This window comes from Vibrio sp. Scap24 (genome assembly GCF_013394185.1).
In the GTDB taxonomy this organism is placed as follows: domain Bacteria; phylum Pseudomonadota; class Gammaproteobacteria; order Enterobacterales; family Vibrionaceae; genus Vibrio; species Vibrio pomeroyi.
This window is the reverse complement of record NZ_CP041333.1, coordinates 643,064-662,188: the sequence shown is the minus strand read 5'-3', so window position 1 is coordinate 662,188 and position 19,125 is coordinate 643,064. Positions and strand designations below refer to the sequence as shown.

The 19,125-nt window shown below is 45.7% G+C and carries 17 protein-coding genes and 1 pseudogene; 6 read left to right on the top strand and 12 right to left on the bottom strand.

The annotated features are described in order from the left end of the window. Window positions 1-238 precede the first annotated feature (238 nt). Window positions 239-970, top strand: coding sequence for an EAL domain-containing protein (locus FLM53_RS18575; RefSeq protein ID WP_176679903.1), 732 nt, complete (start codon window positions 239-241; stop codon window positions 968-970). A 25-nt stretch (window positions 971-995) separates the two neighbouring features. On the opposite strand, the gene FLM53_RS18570 is transcribed toward FLM53_RS18575, so the two are convergent. The 7 genes and pseudogenes from FLM53_RS18570 to FLM53_RS18540 form a co-directional block, all read right to left on the bottom strand. Next, window positions 996-1,808 carry a helix-turn-helix domain-containing protein gene (locus tag FLM53_RS18570; protein ID WP_176679904.1) on the bottom strand — a complete coding sequence of 271 codons (813 nt, stop codon included), beginning with the start codon at window positions 1,806-1,808 and terminating at the stop codon, window positions 996-998. Between the two features lie 53 nt (window positions 1,809-1,861). Further along, window positions 1,862-2,221, bottom strand: a pseudogene (locus FLM53_RS18565) (MFS transporter); the annotation flags it as partial. A gap of 36 nt (window positions 2,222-2,257) precedes the next feature. Then, complete coding sequence (locus tag FLM53_RS18560) at window positions 2,258-2,962, bottom strand: ABC transporter ATP-binding protein (protein WP_176680085.1); 705 nt, start codon at window positions 2,960-2,962, stop codon at window positions 2,258-2,260. A gap of 19 nt (window positions 2,963-2,981) precedes the next feature. Beyond that, a complete protein-coding gene (locus tag FLM53_RS18555; protein ID WP_176679905.1) occupies window positions 2,982-4,265 on the bottom strand; it encodes an ABC transporter permease in 1,284 nt (427 codons plus the stop codon). A gap of 2 nt (window positions 4,266-4,267) precedes the next feature. Beyond that, window positions 4,268-5,512 (bottom strand): ABC transporter permease, encoded by a 1,245-nt coding sequence (locus FLM53_RS18550; protein ID WP_176679906.1) that lies wholly within the window; start codon window positions 5,510-5,512, stop codon window positions 4,268-4,270. Continuing rightward, the gene (locus FLM53_RS18545) at window positions 5,509-6,780 is read right to left on the bottom strand and encodes a TolC family protein (RefSeq protein ID WP_176679907.1); all 1,272 of its coding nucleotides are present in this window, start codon (window positions 6,778-6,780) and stop codon (window positions 5,509-5,511) included. Before FLM53_RS18545 ends, FLM53_RS18550 begins: the two co-directional genes overlap by 4 nt. Continuing rightward, window positions 6,773-7,909, bottom strand: coding sequence for an efflux RND transporter periplasmic adaptor subunit (locus FLM53_RS18540; RefSeq protein ID WP_176679908.1), 1,137 nt, complete (start codon window positions 7,907-7,909; stop codon window positions 6,773-6,775). The genes FLM53_RS18545 and FLM53_RS18540 overlap by 8 nt, the downstream gene beginning before the upstream one ends. A 356-nt stretch (window positions 7,910-8,265) precedes the next feature. On the opposite strand from FLM53_RS18540, the gene FLM53_RS18535 reads away from it, so the two are divergent. Both FLM53_RS18535 and FLM53_RS18530 read left to right on the top strand, forming a co-directional pair. Continuing rightward, window positions 8,266-9,198 (top strand): LysR family transcriptional regulator, encoded by a 933-nt coding sequence (locus FLM53_RS18535; protein WP_176679909.1) that lies wholly within the window; start codon window positions 8,266-8,268, stop codon window positions 9,196-9,198. Beyond that, a complete protein-coding gene (locus tag FLM53_RS18530) occupies window positions 9,198-9,581 on the top strand; it encodes a VOC family protein (RefSeq protein ID WP_008216511.1) in 384 nt (127 codons plus the stop codon). The genes FLM53_RS18535 and FLM53_RS18530 overlap by 1 nt, the downstream gene beginning before the upstream one ends. A gap of 110 nt (window positions 9,582-9,691) precedes the next feature. Here the strand turns inward: FLM53_RS18530 and FLM53_RS18525 are convergent, their stop codons facing one another. The 4 genes from FLM53_RS18525 to FLM53_RS18510 all read right to left on the bottom strand — a co-directional run bounded on the left by FLM53_RS18525 (window position 9,692) and on the right by FLM53_RS18510 (window position 13,279). Next, window positions 9,692-11,227 (bottom strand): PepSY domain-containing protein, encoded by a 1,536-nt coding sequence (locus tag FLM53_RS18525; protein ID WP_176679910.1) that lies wholly within the window; start codon window positions 11,225-11,227, stop codon window positions 9,692-9,694. A 111-nt stretch (window positions 11,228-11,338) separates the two neighbouring features. Next, window positions 11,339-11,689 carry a hypothetical protein gene (locus tag FLM53_RS18520; RefSeq protein WP_176679911.1) on the bottom strand — a complete coding sequence of 117 codons (351 nt, stop codon included), beginning with the start codon at window positions 11,687-11,689 and terminating at the stop codon, window positions 11,339-11,341. A 302-nt stretch (window positions 11,690-11,991) separates the two neighbouring features. Further along, the gene (locus FLM53_RS18515) at window positions 11,992-12,387 is read right to left on the bottom strand and encodes a cytochrome b562 (RefSeq protein ID WP_105058020.1); all 396 of its coding nucleotides are present in this window, start codon (window positions 12,385-12,387) and stop codon (window positions 11,992-11,994) included. 145 nt (window positions 12,388-12,532) lie between these two features. Beyond that, window positions 12,533-13,279: a phosphatase gene (locus FLM53_RS18510; protein ID WP_176679912.1), complete on the bottom strand. Its 747-nt coding sequence runs from the start codon at window positions 13,277-13,279 to the stop codon at window positions 12,533-12,535. A 312-nt stretch (window positions 13,280-13,591) separates the two neighbouring features. Here FLM53_RS18510 and FLM53_RS18505 point away from each other — a divergent pair, with 312 nt between their 5' ends. Then, window positions 13,592-16,606: an HD domain-containing phosphohydrolase gene (locus tag FLM53_RS18505; RefSeq protein WP_176679913.1), complete on the top strand. Its 3,015-nt coding sequence runs from the start codon at window positions 13,592-13,594 to the stop codon at window positions 16,604-16,606. A gap of 51 nt (window positions 16,607-16,657) precedes the next feature. Here the strand turns inward: FLM53_RS18505 and FLM53_RS18500 are convergent, their stop codons facing one another. Beyond that, window positions 16,658-17,668 carry a DMT family transporter gene (locus FLM53_RS18500; RefSeq protein ID WP_176679914.1) on the bottom strand — a complete coding sequence of 337 codons (1,011 nt, stop codon included), beginning with the start codon at window positions 17,666-17,668 and terminating at the stop codon, window positions 16,658-16,660. 91 nt (window positions 17,669-17,759) lie between these two features. On the opposite strand from FLM53_RS18500, the gene FLM53_RS18495 reads away from it, so the two are divergent. After that, window positions 17,760-18,686: a LysR substrate-binding domain-containing protein gene (locus FLM53_RS18495; protein WP_176679915.1), complete on the top strand. Its 927-nt coding sequence runs from the start codon at window positions 17,760-17,762 to the stop codon at window positions 18,684-18,686. 72 nt (window positions 18,687-18,758) lie between these two features. Further along, window positions 18,759-19,079: a heavy metal-binding domain-containing protein gene (locus FLM53_RS18490; protein WP_004730185.1), complete on the top strand. Its 321-nt coding sequence runs from the start codon at window positions 18,759-18,761 to the stop codon at window positions 19,077-19,079. The last annotated feature ends 46 nt before the right edge of the window (window positions 19,080-19,125 follow it).

Below are 19,125 nucleotides of genomic sequence, written 5' to 3'. Positions count from 1 at the left end.
AGTTGGAAAAACATTAGTGAACCTGAGGCACGAATAATAGTTCATCCCAGTGACACAGGGCACATTAACGTCCCTCTCTTGTTCTTTTTAGCGCCATATCCACCGAAAGTTCGACCTAATTTCGCTTTCATATCAAATATCAATTTTTAATCTCAAAACGATATAGTGGTGAATTACTGTTTCTCTCAGAATGTGCGGCCGTTACACAGATGACCAAGATAAGATGAGAAACAAGCCCATGACACTATCCGATCACATCATTCAAGAAGCCTTCGAAAACGACTGGCACACCTGCTTTTATCAACCAAAAGTAGAATCGAGTGCAGAGAAAGTGACAGGCGTGGAAGCTCTGTTTCGTTTGAATATTCCCGAAGAAGGTGTCTTTTCACCTGGTGTATTCATTGATCGTGCTTTCGCATTAGGTTACGAAGAAGAGATCTTCTTTAGTGTCCTTGAGCAATCTTTAACTGAAGTGAAGTCGCTATCAGCACATTTGAACTTGGCCGTTAATATCAGCAAGAAAGTATTAGCGAACCCAGATAATGTAGAAAAGGTGCGTGAACTACTTTGGAATACTTCATTCAAGGCAAAACAGTTAACGTTCGAACTCAGTGAAGCTGATCAATGGGATGAAGAGCTCTGCGAACAGGTTAGACGCTATAAAGCGCTTGGTATTAAAATCTCTATCGATGATTTCGGTATGGGTTACTCAGACATGAATAAGGTGATGAACCTTGATGTCGATGAAGTGAAATTTGATAAGTCGATTGTAAATAGCGAAGACAGATCTCGCTCTGCGTTAATCCAGCAAGCTTTGGCTTACTGCAAAGCGTCTGGAATTGAAACCGTAGCGGAAGGCGTTGAGGATGTAGATACCCATCAACGTGTCCACCAGCTTGGCTTCGATCGCTGTCAGGGTTTCCTGTACTCGAAGCCACTTCCATTGACGGATCTTAGACTGGTCATGTAATGACTCACTCTCGCTAAGGAAAGGGTTAGCTTAAAACAAATTCAACGCTTTTTTTCTTCTGTTTTAAGTCATGGTAACGGATGTACTTAAAATAGATATCGTGCTTGTTTTGGATATTCTGAGAAAAGGGATTTTTCACCACTTTTTTAATATCAGCCTTGAAGAATGGCATGCCAAGCTTGCTCATGTAAGGCTCTAAATAGAGATCATAAAGAAACTGACACATAGCTGGATCAAGAGTAGGAAAACAGAATTCAGTATCAGCTAAGCTGTCTGCCATGTAATCAAAGATCTTACGACGAATGACGATACTCACTGCCCCTACGCTGCACAGCATCTTGCTGACACCGTCGTAAACCACATGCCCAATGATGACACCCTCATAAAGAAAACACAGCACCTGCATATCTTCTCTCTTCACACCCAGATGACTCGCAACTTCGATAAAATCTTTGCCGTAAGTCTTTTGATGCATTCCTTGAATCGATCTGAGCCTTTTTGCAGGCAGTGAGCTAAGGCTATGTGATTCAACACTGGTCACCTCATAGTCGTAACCGATATCGACACTGAACGGACGCTCAGCGTTCTTAGTTGCCGCTTTCACTTGCACCATTTCGTCAACAGAGAAGTCATAGTCAACCTGGAAGAAGCTCGCAATGCCTAAACGGCGAACAAAACTAGGCAGTGTCTTCGCCCTTTCCCACTGGCTCACCATGACCTGATTCACACCTGAAAATGCCCGATGAGAATGGGACAGCAACTCTGCGAATTCTTCCTGAGATAAAGCTTTCTCTTCACGCAGGTACTTTAACTTTTGTGCAAAATTCGATTTATCCATAACTCACGTTGCCTTAGTTATTATCAGTCACTTAACACCCAAGGCTCATCTCGCTAGCTCTGGGTCATCGACTCTCTTTCGACACTGTCTTCAGTATGCTCTGCCAACCAGTACAACCAAATCATCACCAAACATAGGATGAAGCAGAGCACAAATAGCCAGTATGCGCTCAACAACTCTATCACCACACCACCAAGCAATGGCGCAATAGCAAAGCCAAGAGAGTAAAGTGCCGCCGCACCGAAGTAAGAGCCTCTGAGGTGCGGCGGTGCCATTCTATCGATTTGTACATTAAGGGTTGGGAAAGCAATCACTTCTCCTAAACTTAATATAAAACAAGCAATTCCCCAACCTAATGGCCAATCATTTGGTGTAAAAAGAAAGCCAATTTGCGCAACAGTCATCAAAACCAGCAATGAGTTGCACGGCATTAGCGAATGAAGAGCGCACTAGGCTGAGTAATGTTGCCCTTTGCGGTCAGACAATACCTTACCGTCTTTGATCGTCACGATTCGCTTAGTTCGTTCCGCAAGCGAATTATCATGTGTAACGATAATCAATGTTCGTCCCTCTGCATGAAGACGATTAAACAAAGCCTCTATCTCTGCGCCGGATTTTGAATCCAATGCCCCTGTAGGTTCATCCGCTAAGATGATTTGCGGATCGTTAACTAGGGCTCTCGCAATCGCCACTCTCTGCTTTTGACCACCAGAAAGCTGGTTTGGTTTGTGGTCGAGGCGGTCCCCTAGCCCAACTTGCTCAAGCAGCTTCGCGGCGCGCTGGCGACGTTCTTTGGCTTTGATGCCAGAGTAAACCAATGGTAGTGCCACGTTATCCAATGCTGTCGCGTATTCCAACAAGTTAAAGCTTTGGAAAACAAAGCCTATCTTTTGGTTGCGAATACCAGCAAGCTCATTCGGGCTTAAACTTGCGACGTTTTGACCACCCAATTGGTATTGGCCATCGGTCGGTTTATCTAAGCAGCCCAGCATGTTCATCAGGGTCGATTTACCTGAGCCAGACGGGCCAAGAATGGAAAGAAATTCACCTTGGTTGATGGTCAAGTCGACACCGTCTAGCGCACGTACTTCCGCCTCTCCGCTTGAGTAGTATTTACAAATGTTGGTCAAATCAACCAGTGGCGTGTTCGACATCTTATCTCCAGAATTTTTGTTATTCACTTTGCAGCGCCTCCAATGGGCTCACTTTGGCAGCGCGGTTTGCAGGCAGCCATGCAGAGGCGACACCAATAAACACCAAGGTGGAAATCACAATCGCAACAACGATCCAAGACAGCTCAGGGACCGGTTTCCCAAGGTGTTCATAGAAGGTGTTGCCTTCTAGGTTTATGGCGCTGATAGCCGATACAAGCGTGTAAGCCACACCTAGCCCCAGCACACCGCCGAGCATCATGGTCATCAGTGATTGCACTAGGTAGTGAAGACGAATGGCTGTGGGCGTGGCACCAACTGCCATACGCACACCGATGTCTCGGGTGGAACGTTTTACGGTCGCGTACATGACATTCGCAATCCCTACGCCCGCTACGGCCAGCGTGACAAAGCCGATGATGCCAAGAAAGCTTTGTAAGCCAATCAAGAACTGCTGCATACTTTTCTGTTTGAGGAACATGTCTTCCACTTGGACGACTTGCTCGTCACTCACACTGGCGCCGTGTTTACGAGCAATCACCTGACGAATGGTCTTTGCCAGTTTTTCACGATCAGCATGAGCTTGCGGCTCGACGTTGATGCCTCCGATATCGCCGTTAATATGAAAGCGTTGCCACGTGGCTAACGGCACGAAGCTGGCGTAGTTGATTTGGTCTCCCTGTTCGATTTCAGCACTGTTCTTCTTCAACACACCAATTACGGTGAACTCTTCACTGCCAATCTTGACCTTTTCACCGACAGGGTTGGTTTGCAGTGTCACAGGGGTAAACCAGCTGAAATCTTCAATAGGGTTAAACAAGTCCGCAGCAAGTGAATAGCCCAACACAACGACTTTACGCATCTCTTTTTGGTCAAGTGGATTGAGCCAACGTCCGCCATCCATCGGGATTAAGTTGGTCATAGATGCGAAGTCTGTCGTGACGGCTAATGGTTTTTGCCATATTCCTCGATCACCGACTGTAATTCGCTCATCCCAAACGGCAGTTGGCGCAACGCTTTTGACCTCTGGCAGGGCTTTAATTACGTCGGTATCGTCGGCTTTTAAGGTTAAAAACTTACCTTGGTGGAAGACGCCATAATCGACGGTCGCCATGCCCCCGGTTAAGTAAATCAGGTTCCCGTTACCATCTTGCGCTGTTCTTAATACGCCTTGACGAATGCCCTCGCCCACCGCCAGCATGGCTGCGATACATAGGGTTGCCCATGCAACGGCAAGAATGGTCAATCCCAAACGCAGCTTTTCTGCTGCCATTTCCTGAAAGATTTGTCTCATTGGTAGCAACATATTTAGGCCCTCGCACTTAATGCTATTACGGGGGTGAGGCGTGATGCTCGCCTTGCCGGAAAGTAAGACGCCAACAGCGCTAGAACGAGAGTCACCAACAATGACAAAATAATGGAATCTTGCGTAATCACAGGAAAACCTAACCAATCCGGCAAATGCATAGACCCAAGCAGTGCCACCACCAAGTAAGCCACCATTAAGCCAACTGCGGTACCAACAGCCACCAATAACAATCCTTCAAGGATGAACTGGCTGAGTATGGATTTTTGCGTCGCGCCAATCGCCAAGCGTACACCGATCTCTCGCGTTCGCTCTGTCACAGAGAGGAACATGATGTTTGCAACGCCAAGCGCACCAACCGCCATGGTCATTGCGCCGCTTGCACCCAGGAAGATTTGAATACCGCGGAAAATACCCGTGATCACCGCCGCTCCCTCGCTAAAGTCTGGCAAGTTAATCGCTTCTTTATCGGTCGGGTCAAAGTGTAATTGTTTGGCATAAAAGTTTACGATGGCTTGCCGGAATGCATTGCTATCCATACCGTCGACAGGCTTGAGTAGCAGCATCCAGGGTTTAGCATCCCACAAATCAAGATACGTAGTATGAGGAATAAAAACTCTGCGGCTATCACCAAATGAAATGCCCGCATCTTCGTCTTTCATAATGCCGATCACCAAAAATGGAATGCCATTGACTTTGGTGGTTTGCCCGACATGAATTCCCCCCATCCTAGCGACTTGATCCCCCAAAATCGCAACGCGGGTGTGGTTGGCAATATCACTGGGTGAAAGGTTACGCGAACCCGACTCCAACTTACGTTGAATCAACGAGAAGTAATGGGAATCAATGCCACTGACGAAGCTTGTCAGGTTCTGCCCTTTTTCATTGGTGACGTTCGCATCCCACTTGGCATAAACGCTAGATGCTTGCTTCACAAAACCCGATTGTTCAATCATATCGACCTTGTCCTGCGGGATCTGGATCTCGCGTCTCATAGGTAAGCCATGCCAAGGTTTGCTGGTACTCGACGGAAAGGCGACTTGCACGTTGTTGACCATAAATGACAACTGCTGAGTTTGATGGCGATAAAAACCTTCACCCAATGCAATCAACACAACAACTGAAATTACCCCCCAAGCAATAGCCACGATGGCCAGCATGCTCTTCACGCGATGCGCCATCAGTGTTTGCCATGTTTGCTGCAATACGGTCTGCTGTAATAAAGTTTGCTGCAATAGACGGGTCATGAGTTAAATGCTCGGGAGATCAGTACCATGGTGTCGTCATCTAACTTACCTGCGGTTTGCAACAAGCCGATACGCTGACGCCAGTAGTTGTACAGATTGTTTTGCAGGCTATTTTTCGCTTCAAACAAGCTGTTGTGCGCACTAATCACTTCCGAGACTTCTAACATACCTGCATCGTAAAGTTTCTCTTTGCTGCGCAACACTTTCTCACGAGAAGTAACCAATTCGTCCGCCATTAAAACTTGGTTCCAGTTAATGTCGACTTGAGTAAACTGCTGAATCACGCGTTTTTGGATGTCGATTTCGACTTTACGTAAGTCTTGTTTTGCACTGAAGGTATTGAGTGACGCTTCGTCCACTCTGGCACGCGTTGCGCCATTCAAGTCAATAGGAACACTGAGAGTAATGCCAGCGCTGAATTCACCGTCTTTACGTCGGTCATCATCGTTATACCCAACATTACCTTTCACCGTTGGGTAGTAACCGCCTTGGGCAGAGTCTTTGGCAAACTCGCTGGCTTTCACGTTCTGTGCTGCTACCAGCAATTCTGGGCTACTGTCTTTAGCAAGCTTTAGCCATTGTTCTTGCGATTCCACCATCATTGGCGGTTGGACAAGGGAGTCTATGCGAATTTGGTCAACGTCTTGGGGAACTTGGTTGATCAAAGCCGCCAGTTCTGCTCGTTTGACTTCTAAATCTGAGCGCGCATTCAAAATACCGGCTTTATCTGCAACTTGTGTCGCACGAATCTCTTCTACGTCCACCGATTTCACTTTACCTGCTCGGTAACGTTTCTCGATGATCTTCAGCAGTTTGTTGCCTTCTTCCAGTTTGGACTGCGCAAGTAGCAGATCCCCCTGCGCGCTTGCCACATCCAAATACGATGAAAGCAATCTTTTAGCTAGTTCATTGTGTGACTGAGTCAGCTCTAGCTGAGATTTGATGTAGTTGGCATTGGCTTGATCCAAATCTGACCATAAGCTGCTGTCCCAAATAGTTTGAGAAAGCGATGCGCCATAACTGTTGGTATTGTCAGTGGATTCATTCCAATTCGCCGAAGCCGTCGCACTTAAGCCGGGTAAGAGTGAGCTGCGGCTTGCATCCACACCCACTTCACCGAGTTGAACGCCAATTTTGGCTTTCTCGTAGTTCGGGTCATTTTGCTTTGCCTGCTGCCACGCTTGTTCAATCGAGATAGCATAGCTGGGTAAGCTGAGTGTGGCGGCCAGAATCGCGCATCCGATTTTAGATAGGTTTCGTTTAGCCATGCACGGCTCCCATCATCATGCTGTTATCGATGATTTCTTCGTCTAGCTTAACGCCATCCAATACTTCTACGTTGATGCCATCCGACAAACCAAGCTTCACTTTTTGTTTGTGGAAGCCTTGCTCTGAGCTATCTGGAATCAATACATTTGGTGTATCGCCATCAAATTGCAGTACTCGCTCTGGCAAGGTTAAGACATTTTCAGATTTCTTCAGTGTGATTTGTGCCGTGGATGAGAAGCCCGAACGCAGTAAGATCTCTTTCGGGATCTTCAGTTCACCCACTTCCACTTCAAATCCGTTATCAAAGCTTTTTGCCGTCGCGTTACCTTCTGGCGAGTTAAGGTTCTCTGATTGGATCGCAACTTTGGTTAACACACCGGAAATTTCCATATCAGGATAAGGTGCAACGGTAAGTAACACAGGCATGCCCGGAGTAAGCTGCGCGGCATCGTGCTCGCTCACACTGCCTTTGAAGATCAGGCTGTTCATGTCAGCCAGAGACATCATTTCTGTCGCCGCTTGGCTGGATTCAGTCGAGATGATTGGTTCACCCACTTCCACTTTGCGATTTAATACTGTGCCATCAATTGGTGCATAAATGGTTGAAGTTAAACGGGCATCACCAATGGAAGCTTCACCACTACGGATCAGTTCTAGGTTCTGACGCTTTTGCAGTACGTTCGCTTGAGCGGATTTCACTGCTGAGCGCGCGCTGACGTATTCATCGTAGTTTTTAGGGATGATGTCTTGTTTCACCAAGCTTTCAAGGTTAGTCAGCTTTTGTTTAGCAGACTCTAAGTCGGCTTCGCTGCGCATGAGATCTGTCGATGCATCGGTTAGTGCTTGCGGCGTCGGGTTCGGACGAACCTTAATCAATGCTTGGCCTTGCTTGACCTTCTCACCGACCAGCACGTACATCTCACCCACAATGCCATCGATTTGCGACTTAATAGACACTGAGTGCGCAGGAACAATATTGCCGACCGCTACCGCTTGTTTTTCAATGGTTCCCTTTTCCACCACCAGCGTTGGAAACGTCTCTGGTTGAGTGGAAGATTGCAGATAAAAATATGCACCGCCGCCAAGCAATGCAACGCTTACAGCAGAAACAAGCCAAATTTTTGCCATTATTGATACCGATTATTTTTGTGTTGTCTTGTGACAATCTTATGAACATAAAGTTCTTGAATAATATCGGCTTTAATGTCGCGAGTTTGTAATACTTTGTATGGCTATGTCAGGTGCTATTGACAGTAAATTAGATGGACAATCCACTAAGTCGCATGATTCTAAATGTTGTCGGGCGTTGGGTAATTTGCTCAAATGCCTTGAGCAGAAGAAGAGACTAATCGGTAATTAAACAATCGATGATTAAACGTCATCACGACTCATTTTACTTTTGCCAATTAATGAAACTGATTCACAAATTAAGTTGAATCACTCACAATAACCATTACGCTCACCGCTGACTCTTATGGATACTTATGGTCAACCCCAAACTCATCGCCCTACTTCCCGATCTTGCCTCATTTATCCTAGTGGTAAACGAAGGCAGTTTTACTGCGGCAGCCAAGCAATTAGGGGTAACGCCTTCCGCACTCAGTAAGCTCATTACGCGTTTAGAGAAAGCACTGTCAGTAAAGCTATTTGAGCGAACTACTCGTACGCTTATTATCACTCAGGCTGGTCAGTTGGTTTACGATCAGAGCGTTGTCATGATTAACGCAGCACAGCAAGCGGTTGAATTATCGACGTCGGATCATACCGAGCCTTCTGGATCGCTCACGGTGGCTGCGCCAGAAGCGTTTTTAAACTCTGTACTTCAACCTTTTGTGGTGCCATTTCTTAATCAGTACCCAGAGATCCAACTTAAGCTACGCGCTGCTGATGGTGATATAGACATACTACGCCAAGGCATCGATATTGCGTTTCGACTGACCGATAAGCCCGATGAGAGCTTAGTACTAAAAGAACTAGGTAAAACCAACTTAGTGCTGTGCGCGAGCCCTGATTATTTGGGTCACAAAGGGACACCTTCCCACCCAACAGACCTGAGTCAGCACGATTGTTTGTACCTAGCAGAAACAGACAAAGACCACATTTGGGACTTTCTCAAAGACGATGAGTTTCACACCGTCTCCGTCAGTGGTCGATACGCAGTAAACCACTCTCAAATGCGACTTAAAGGCGTGAAAGAAGGTTTGGGGATTGGCATCTTCCATGACTTCGTGATTCAAGACGCATTAGCAGAAGGCAGTGTTGTTCAAGTATTAAATGACTGGACCATCAAGAGTAACTATCACGGCGCCATCGCGATGCAGTTCGCACAAACCAAGTATATGCCCGCTCGCCTACGCGTGTTCATTGACTACGCGATGGAACACTTGGGTGAAAAGTTGGCAGGAGAAATAAACTGATGCTAAAAGGAATCCACCACGCCGCCATTATTTGCTCAGACTACAAAGCCTCAAAACGCTTTTACACTGAGATTTTAAAGCTAGAAATTATTGCAGAGAATTACCGAGCGGCGCGCCAATCTTACAAACTTGACCTAGCACTCCCTAATGGTGCTCAAATAGAGTTGTTTGGTTTCCCTGATGCACCTGAAAGACCGAGCTTTCCAGAAGCTCAAGGGCTGAGACATTTAGCCTTTTGCGTTGATGACGTTCAACAAGTAAAAAGTTATTTAGAAGGATATGGAATCGACGTCGAACCGATTCGAGTAGATGAATTTACGGGGAAGTCTTTTACGTTTTTCGCAGACCCAGACGGCCTGCCGCTAGAGCTCTATGAAATATAGAGCTTTATCAAATATAGGGGGTATCAAGTCTAAATCTTCCTGTTCATTCAACTTCCCACCAGAATAAAAAACGGACCTTCTCAAGCCAAGAAAGTCCGTTTTTGGTTCAATTAGCTCAACGCCGCTTTGAACTTCTCAACACGTGAGAACAGCAGCCAATCCAATATCATAGCTGTAACAATCGTTGCTCCCGCGAGAGGAAATAGCACTGAAATAACCACAACACTCACTAAACCAGCCTTCCATAAGCCAGCATCACCAAACTTAGGTGGTGCGCCAAGCTTACGTTGACCTGATGGTCTACGCATCCACCACATCACACCGCCAGTTACTGACACTACGATAAACGCCAAGCAGAACAAGGCGTTTAAAAGCTTGTTGATGATACTAATATCACCCTGGTGCAAAGAGATACCGACCGCTAATGTCTTAGCGATGAAGTTGTAATCTTGCCAGGTCACTTCACCAAGGATACGACCTGAATATTGGTCTAGGTGCGTGGTACGATCTTGAGTGGGATCGATGATATCGCCGCCCATGGTGTTCGCTGTCACCGTGTACACACCGGTTTCTGAACGTGGGAAGTTCACCTTGTACTGCGTGAAGCCAAGAGCTCGTGCTTTCTCAATGACATCATCAATAGCAAAGCTACTCGCAGACATGACATACATAGAGTGGTCATCGCCCATCTTAGAGTGATCATGAGGTTCCGAAGCCTCTTCGACATGATGTACATGTTCGGCAGGCTTATCTTGAGATAACGGCAGTGGTGTCTGTTCCAAGTTCCAAGGAAGCTCTTCTTCTGAGCCATGGTTAAGCGATGCGTGTGTCTTATCAGACAGCGGAATATCATCCCACATTTGAGCAGGGAAAGTGCTCCATGCTTGGACGAGCTTACCGCCCCAGAAACCTGTCCACGCCAAACCAGACAGGATAAAGAGCAACAGAATAAGAGATAACATGCCACCTATGTTCGCATGCAGATCACGCATCAGTACGCGTGTCCCAGATGACACTCTCAACTTAAGAAAGCCTGCACGGCTCGCGTTGTCTCTTGGCAACCATAGGTAAATGCCACTGATTAGCAACAGAATCGACAAGCTGATCGCGACTTCAATCAGATAATCACCCCAATCGCCAATCAATAACGTGCCGTGGATGTCGTTTGCTAACTGGTACAGGCTGTCACTGCGTGGTACTTCACCGACTACTTCACCCGTGTATTGATTCACAGTTGCAAAAACAGATGTGCCATCTTCCAGAGAAACTGAAAACCGGTTCGCCAAATCAGGCGCTTTGCTTGGGACAAACTGTGTCACTGAGCCTTGTGGATATTGCTGTTGGACTGCCGCTAACTGCTGCGAAACTTTGATCGGCTCACCGGATACTGCAATTTCAATCGCCTCTTGATGGAAAGCCAGTTCGATCTCATCGTCGAACAACATCACTAAGCCAGTAATACTTAGCATCAACATAAATGGGATAACGAACAGCCCAGCATAGAAATGCCAGCGCCAGGTGAGAAAGTAGAGGGTTTTATTGCGCTCTTTGCTTTGCATATCGGTTTTCGAACTGCTTGTTGCACTGCTTGTAGACTGCGAAGTCGCTTGTGCCTTCACAGTAGTTTGAGATTCATTTCTCAACATTATTATTTCCTTTGACATGCGCAAACGAACCTTCTGAAAAATCAGAAAGTCACTAAGGCATGTTTAACTTTACTTAATACTATATTTTTTAATTATTTTAATGAGTTTGGTTTAAGCAGTAACAATGGGAGGGCCACGGGGGGCTTGTCTCGAATAGCGTTCGCTTAGAGCCAAAAAAGCGTAGCTGTCTGAGACAATAAAACTCAGTCGAGTTGTGAGTAGTGTAGTTGGAAGTTCATCTTGGTGGAATGTGGAAAAATGGCTAAACGGACACGGCTTACCTTTATGAGTATTCGGTTCACCCTCTTCGATTTGAACCAGTTCAAAGCCATTGACCGTACACAACGACGCCCACACTCCCGCACTGTTACCATGAGCATTGATAACAGGCATTAATGTCACTAAAGCCCAGCTTAACGCTGTAGCAAGTAACATAGAGAGGTTGAACGAGGTTCGGCGCATTATTCCAAATCTTTATAAATTTCCCTTATTATGAGGCACTTGTTATATAGGTAAACGTAAAGATTAACATCAGGTTAAAAACTTGAAGCCAACGCACACTCTTTTTAGTTAAAAACTGGTTACGCGAATAGAACATAACCCATATTATTCATGTACGTGCACAGCTGCCGGCTAAAAAGCCACCAATAAAAAACGCCGCCTACATTTTCCAACAAAGGGAAATATAGGCGGCGTTTTAGAAATCGAATCTTGAGGTTTGGCTTTGTTAACTGTTAAGCAAGCAAACGCTCCTGATTAACCCATTAACCGAAGATCTTGCTCCAGATACTTGGGTTACGCTTGTCGTGGTACTCTTCACGAAGGCCATCAATCGTGCGCAGCTCTTGTTTTGCTGCCTCGAAATCACCTTGGTCTAACTTCTGTTCAATGCTATCGATCGATAGACTGATCTTCTTGAAGCCTTCCATGAAGTTTTCTTCTTTCTCTACTGGGTACACACCCGTTTTTAGCTCTGCCACTAGCGTATCTAAACGAACGATAGGTTTTTGCATCTCTTCAATGCTTTGAGCTTCTGCCGCTTGTTTGAATGCAAGCTTCATTTCTTGCATGTTTTTCTTAAGGTCAACGTTAGCAAATGCATTGCCAGACATTACTGCTGCAGCGATTAGGCCAGATAAAAGGATTGAGCGAGTTTTCATTGTTTCTCCAAGTGAAACTGTGACTTTGAAGATAGCGCCACCATTATTGCAGCGCTTCGACTTTATTATTTTCCGGCTAGTGTATACAAAAATCCGTCAGGCACAAAAATTGATTGTGTCGAAATGCAAACCCGCCGACATTCTCTTAAACAAGCGCCGAGTATTCTGGGATCTCGTTGCGACCACGTAGCGCCAAAAATGACAAGAATTGCTGCGGTGAATGGGTGATCACCTTATTCGAATCTATACCCACCTCATCAAGTAATGAAGCAACAAGATTTAAACCGCCTACATCTTGGCAGAAATGAGCATCACTACCCGAAGTGATAAATGCCCCTTTTGCTTTTGCTATTCTCGCGATCTCGTAGCAGCGGTCGACACTACCCACGCGGCTATTGCCTTTCAGTGTCGTGTTATTGATCTCGATGGCGACATTGTGCTCTACCGCACATTGGATGACCGCTTCAAAATCGAAATCAAAATTAGGATTACCCAAATGACCCAGTGCATCGACTCGACCACCTTTGATGACATTCAAGAGAGCCTCAGTATGAGCTGCAGAATCTGATGGACGGAATACAGGCTCATGAAAGCTCGCAATTACCCAATCTAAGTTCTTATCAACGCTTGGGTGTATATCGATCTCCCCCTGAGTGTTCATAATGTTTGATTCAACGCCGCGAATAATCGCAACGCCTTCGATAAAGCGAGGAAGTACACGCTGATTGCTAAAAAACCAGTAGTGTGGCGCGCCCGGCATTGACTCTGAATGGTCAGTGGTACAGAACATAGCAAGGCCGTTTTGTTTTGCCAATTTAGCGTTTTCAATCAATGTACTATAGGCATGACCACTGGCGTATGTATGGGTGTGAGTGTCTACCTTTAATTCCATAAATCAATGCCCTCTATTGATATCTAAACTTTTCAGAAAATAAACCTAAAGCCTCAACTTGGAAGCGAGTGCCTTATGGTATCAATAAAGCCAGTTTATCAGCACAAAGTGACAATTAGCACCTTAACCTAACGCTTTGTTGTAACTAATTGCCCAGAAGTTACAGGACAGACTGTCACCTCTACCTTCACGCAACATTCTATCGGTCGGCTTCATTATCATAGCGACAGGCTAACCGGGTAATTGAGCCAATTTTTTGCAACCTACCCAAGTTCGTCAATACTTAAACCAGTTCACACGCTGGAGTGTTAGATGAGACGAAGACGTTATCCGCTGAGTATCCACATCACTAGCCTTTTCCTAATTTTGACAACATTTGTCGGCGCAGTTTTGATATCAATAAGCTATCGACACTCTCAAGAGTTGCTATTAGGAACCGTTCGCGAGGTAAGTAATGAGCACCGTGACAAGCTAGAGTCGGTGTTCAAGCAAGCAATAGCGCCTGTCATCACCACTTTGAACGTGATGGCGGTCAGTCCGTTTGTTAATCAACAAAGCTTCTCTATCGAGAAGGAGTCTTGGCTAGCGTCGGTTGATATTATCTTCAAACAGAATACTAATTTAGTTGCGCTCTTCTATGGCTCGGAGGATGGTGACTTTAGAATTTTCCGCCCCTTAAGTACAAATAAGCAAAGGGCCGAAAATAACGCCCCTGCTAAAGCGACCATGATGGTTAGCAGCACTAATTTGGATGGTGAGAACTTTATTACCTACCTCGATGGTGCGCATCAGGTCATCAGCACAGTGCAAAGCGAGAGTAAATTTAACCCAACGACTCGTACTTGGTATCGCAATGCAAAGCCCGATGGTTCAATCCACCTATCCGAGCCCTATCTTTTTTATTTTCTTAAAACCAATGGCATTACACTGTCTAGGCGTTCAGCTGATGGCAAGCACGTGGTAGGCGCCGACTTCACGCTGAGTTCACTCTCTTCTCAGATCAGTGAGCTGGCCTACTCTCCGCAGACCAGACTGGCTCTATTTGACCAACACTTTAACCTTCTGGGTCAGCATCAACTGGATTTAACGACCTCAAACCTCACCTTCCAAGCTAACCATGGCAATACTAATAATGTAAATGGCGCAGGCAAACTCTCTGGTAGTGAGCAGGAGCAGAGCTTTTTCAACATACCCAAACGAGAGCAAATGGAAGCGTTAAAATCTTCAGTATTGGGGCCGCTAATCTCAGATGAGGAAAAGTTTAACCTCAATCTCAAAAACGTCGAGTACAACCTGAACACATGGGCACTGACCTTAACTCCGGTTGAGCTCACCCAAAACGTGACTCTCTATTTGGCAGAAGCAACACCACACAATGAGCTACTTTCTGATCTCATTTCGATGCGTGACAAACAGGTCGCCGTCGCGATTGGGATGCTGTTTATCTGCTTTGGTATCGTATGGCTAGTGGCTAATCGCCTGTCCCAGCCTCTCAATACCTTGATGCAGCTTACCGACAACATCGCACGCTTTGATTTCCGTCGTACCCACTATCCCAAAAGCATGATTAAAGAAGTCGCGAACCTCGCCCACTCCATTGAATTGATGGAACACACACTTCATGACCTGATCAACTTGCTGCGAGACACAGCAGGGAATCAGGAGTTCTCGATACTTGCCAAGAACATTGCTCATCAAAGCTATCTGATAACCAAGGCCGAAACCATTGTGCTGTTTACTCAATCAGAAGAGAAAGATGTGTTTGATACCGCCGCTAACCTAGCGATCATTCCCTTCAAAGCAGACATCAATGACTTCATCAAGCATACACCTTGGTTACTGTGCAAACTTAAGTCTGGAGAGACCATCCACTTAAATCGAGAAGACAATGTGCTCAACTACTATCAAGACTCAATCTTCAATTCAGACCTGTACCTGTTCCCATTGCTGAACCGTGAAAAGCTGTTGGTTGGCATTGTGGCGATTGGCTATGAAAGACCCATAACCAAAGCCCAGTCCGATAAACATGCCTTTTTAAGAGAGCTGCTGAGCTTTGCGGAAATCGCCAAAGACAATATTGACCAAATGCAGCAACAGAAAGACATGCTCAACGCCTTTATTGAGCTGATAGCCTCTGCGATTGATACCAAATCCCCATACACTGGAGGTCACTGCCAACGAGTACCTGAGCTGACCAAATGGTTAACCCAAGCGACTATCGATGACGACCGCTATTACCCTCAGTTCTCTCTGGACAACAAACAGTGGGAAGAGTTGATGTTAGCCGCGTGGTTACATGACTGTGGGAAAGTCACCACCCCAGAGTATGTGGTAGACAAAGCAACCAAACTCGAGACCATTTACGACCGAATCCACGAAGTTCGCATGCGATTTGAGTTACTCAAGCAGCAAGCTGAAACCGACTATTGGAAAGCGATGGCGAACGGTGAACTTCAGGAAGTGCAGCTACAGGTCCTCGAGCAAACTCTATCAACACTCGATGAAGAGTTTGCCTTCGTTGCGCAGTGCAATTTAGGCGGAGAATCAATGACAGAAGCACAACTCGAACGATTGGACCAAATCGCCAAACGTCAATGGAAACGAACGTTAGACGATCAGCTTGGAATATCTTGGTCTGAAAAAGAGAGATTCCGTACACAACAAGACACGACAGAGAAAGGTCAAACTAAGCCAGCAAATACAGAACAGACTTTGCCAATCATGGAGCCTCTACTTGCTGACAAACCCGAGCACAAAATACCTTGGGACAATGGCTTTAACCCTGCAGATTTGTGGCAAGAAGCGTTTGTGCTCAAGCCGGGAGAGGTCAAATACAATCAAGGTGAACTGCACAATTTGAAAGTACGTCGTGGCACGTTAAACGATGAAGAACGCTTTATGATCAACGACCATATTATTCAAACCTTCACCATGCTGAACAAACTCCCTTACCCTTCTTACCTCAAGAACATCCCAGATATCGCGAGCGGGCATCACGAACGCATTGATGGTAAAGGCTACCCAAGAGGCTTGAACGAAGACCAACTGCCTCTGCCGTCTAGAGCGATGGCGATTGCTGATGTGTTTGAAGCGCTCACGTCCAGTGTTCGCCCATACAAAAAAGGCAAGCTGCTCAGTGAATCACTCAACATCATGACCGACATGGCCAACAGCGGTCATATCGATCCAAAACTGTATCTACTGTTCTTAGAAAACAAAATCTATGACAAATACGCTGAGCGATTCCTTGAAGCTAACCAACGCTGTGAGATTGATAAGAACCAGCACATTGAACGAGTGAAAGAGTACATACGTTCGTTGTTCTAGATTTTAAGTTATAGGTTCTAAGTTCTAGCTTTTAGGTCATAAACTCAATGTTTAACTTTTCGCGGCAGAATCCAACGCTGTAGCGTTCGCTACCGTCATTGCAGCTCGCGGTGCCTGCTTGGCTTTCGCTCTGCTGTGTCTTTTGGCCAATAACGTATTGCTAATGCTCGCAACCACAATGAGGTTAATACCAATCATCTGTTGAGTAGAAAACACGTCATCAAAGAACAAGCCCTGCCATAATGCGCTAAACAGCATGTTAGTAAAAATTAACGGAGCCAATTGAGATCCACTGTCTGCCAACTTGTATGCTTTCGAACGGAAGATCTGCGTATTGATGGTGAATAGCGCCAACCCAAGTGCACCCAGCCCAATCCAACGTAAGTCATCAAAAGACCACAACGCCGATATGTTGCCTGTGCTTTCAATTACCTCAGGAGCGGCTGATACTGAAGTAAACACAACCATAGGAATCACAATGATTGCCGCGACTAAAAATGTCCACGCGTTTAGCTCTGCTGGCGAAAGGCTCGTCTTAGACGCTCGATATAAGCTGACTTGTGAGCCTGAATTAAACATGCCCGCCATTAAACCCAGCAACAATGCCGGTCTAAAAAACTCTGAGCCAAATTCAAACTGCGACCAATCCCCAGCCATCAGCACTACACCAACAAAGGTTATCGCCAAACAAACGATGGTCGTTGTATGAATCTTAGTTCCGAATATTAATTTTTCTAACAACGGAATAAACAAAGGACCTGTACTGAATAACACCACACCTTCAACCAAAGTTAAGGTTTGCAATGACGTGAGGAAACACCACTGACACGCCACCATAAAGATTGCACGCATCACCAAAGGCTTCCACATATCTCCCGATGGTTTGGTCACTTTGTAAAACATCAAGAATAAGAATAAAAACAGACTGGGTAGGAAAAAGCGCACAAAACTCAACAATGAAATCGGCATCACTTCAGACAGATACTTGGCCATTAAGCCACTTAAAGACAAACTGAACGTCGACAACAACATGAAAGTCGTTGCCTTGGTAATATCAGACATAATTATCACCTCCTATGACACCTATTTTAGAGACGTGACGAGATGAAAAATAGCGAGTAATATTAACCATAACTGTAAGGAAAACTTACCAATGAAGAAACTCGTTCCGCTTAAATCCGTTTATGCTTTCATTGCTGTGGCTGAAACTGGCAGCATGACCGACGCCGCTCGGGTGTTGTATGTCAGTCACTCTGCGGTAAGCCAAGCTATCAAGTCACTGGAACAACTGGTCAACAAGCCGTTGTTTCAACGTGTAGGTCGCCGTGTTGTGCTAAATGCCGCAGGTAAGCGATATTATCGAAAGGTCGCGCCAGCACTCGAACAGGTAATTGAAGCCACTGAAGAACTGGCAAAAACACCTAACGATCACCGTATTACACTTAACATGGTGAACTCACTCGCGATGCACTGGTGGATTCCCCGCGTCCCCGACTTCCAAGCTTTTGCTCCCTCACTCGATATTCGTATTTCCACCTTGACCGGCCCTTTTGATATCGAACAGGAAGGCGTCGATATAGCCCTTGTGCACGGCAAACCGAATGAATGGGATCAGTATTACAGCGAAAAGCTCGGCGATGATGATCTGGTTTTAGTCTGCAGCCCCGCACTATTGAAAAACCAAATGGGATTAAGCGTTGAACAACTCGTGAAACAAAACCCAACCATTGGTGTCTTTAACCCTAGGCGAAAGCATGACTGGCAAGTGTGGTGCGATCATTACCAAATTCCTATGCCCACCTTCCACAGTAACTTGACGTTCGATGTTTCAATTCAAGCTGTGCAAGGAGCAATTCGGTCGCTTGGTGTATTGGTCACTCACCGCTTGTTTGTGAAAGATGACATTAGCCACGGCATGCTGGTAGAGCTTGGCGATCCAGTGGCTAATCCACACCAAGATTTCTATTTTGTTTGTCCAAAAAACAAATTAAAACAAGAAAGTGTGCTAAAACTGAGAACATGGTTGAGACATGAATTCACACGCTCAGAGACAAAACTCAGCGGTGGTATGCAAGAATAAAAATGTTCCACTCAACAATACAACTAGCAGTAAATAAACTAATAACTAAGTATCTAACTTACCGAGGCCATTATGATTATTACCACTACACAATCTGTCGAAGGCAAACGCATTGTCGATTACAAAGGGGTTATTGCCGGAGAAGCGATCCTAGGGGTGAACGTATTCAAAGATATGTTTTCGGGTATTCGTGACTTTGTTGGTGGGCGTTCTGGCACTTACGAAAAAGAACTGGAAAAAGCACGTAACTACGCATTCAAAGAGCTAGAACAGAAAGCCATTGAAGCAGGTGCAAACGCAGTAGTTGGTGTCGATATTGATTACGAAGTACTTGGCACAGGTAATGGCATGCTGATGGTTTCAGCAAGTGGCACAGCAGTGGTTGTGGCTTAGTTGAATCACTCGCTAAATCGTGTGATTACCTAGAAAAAACGCCCCT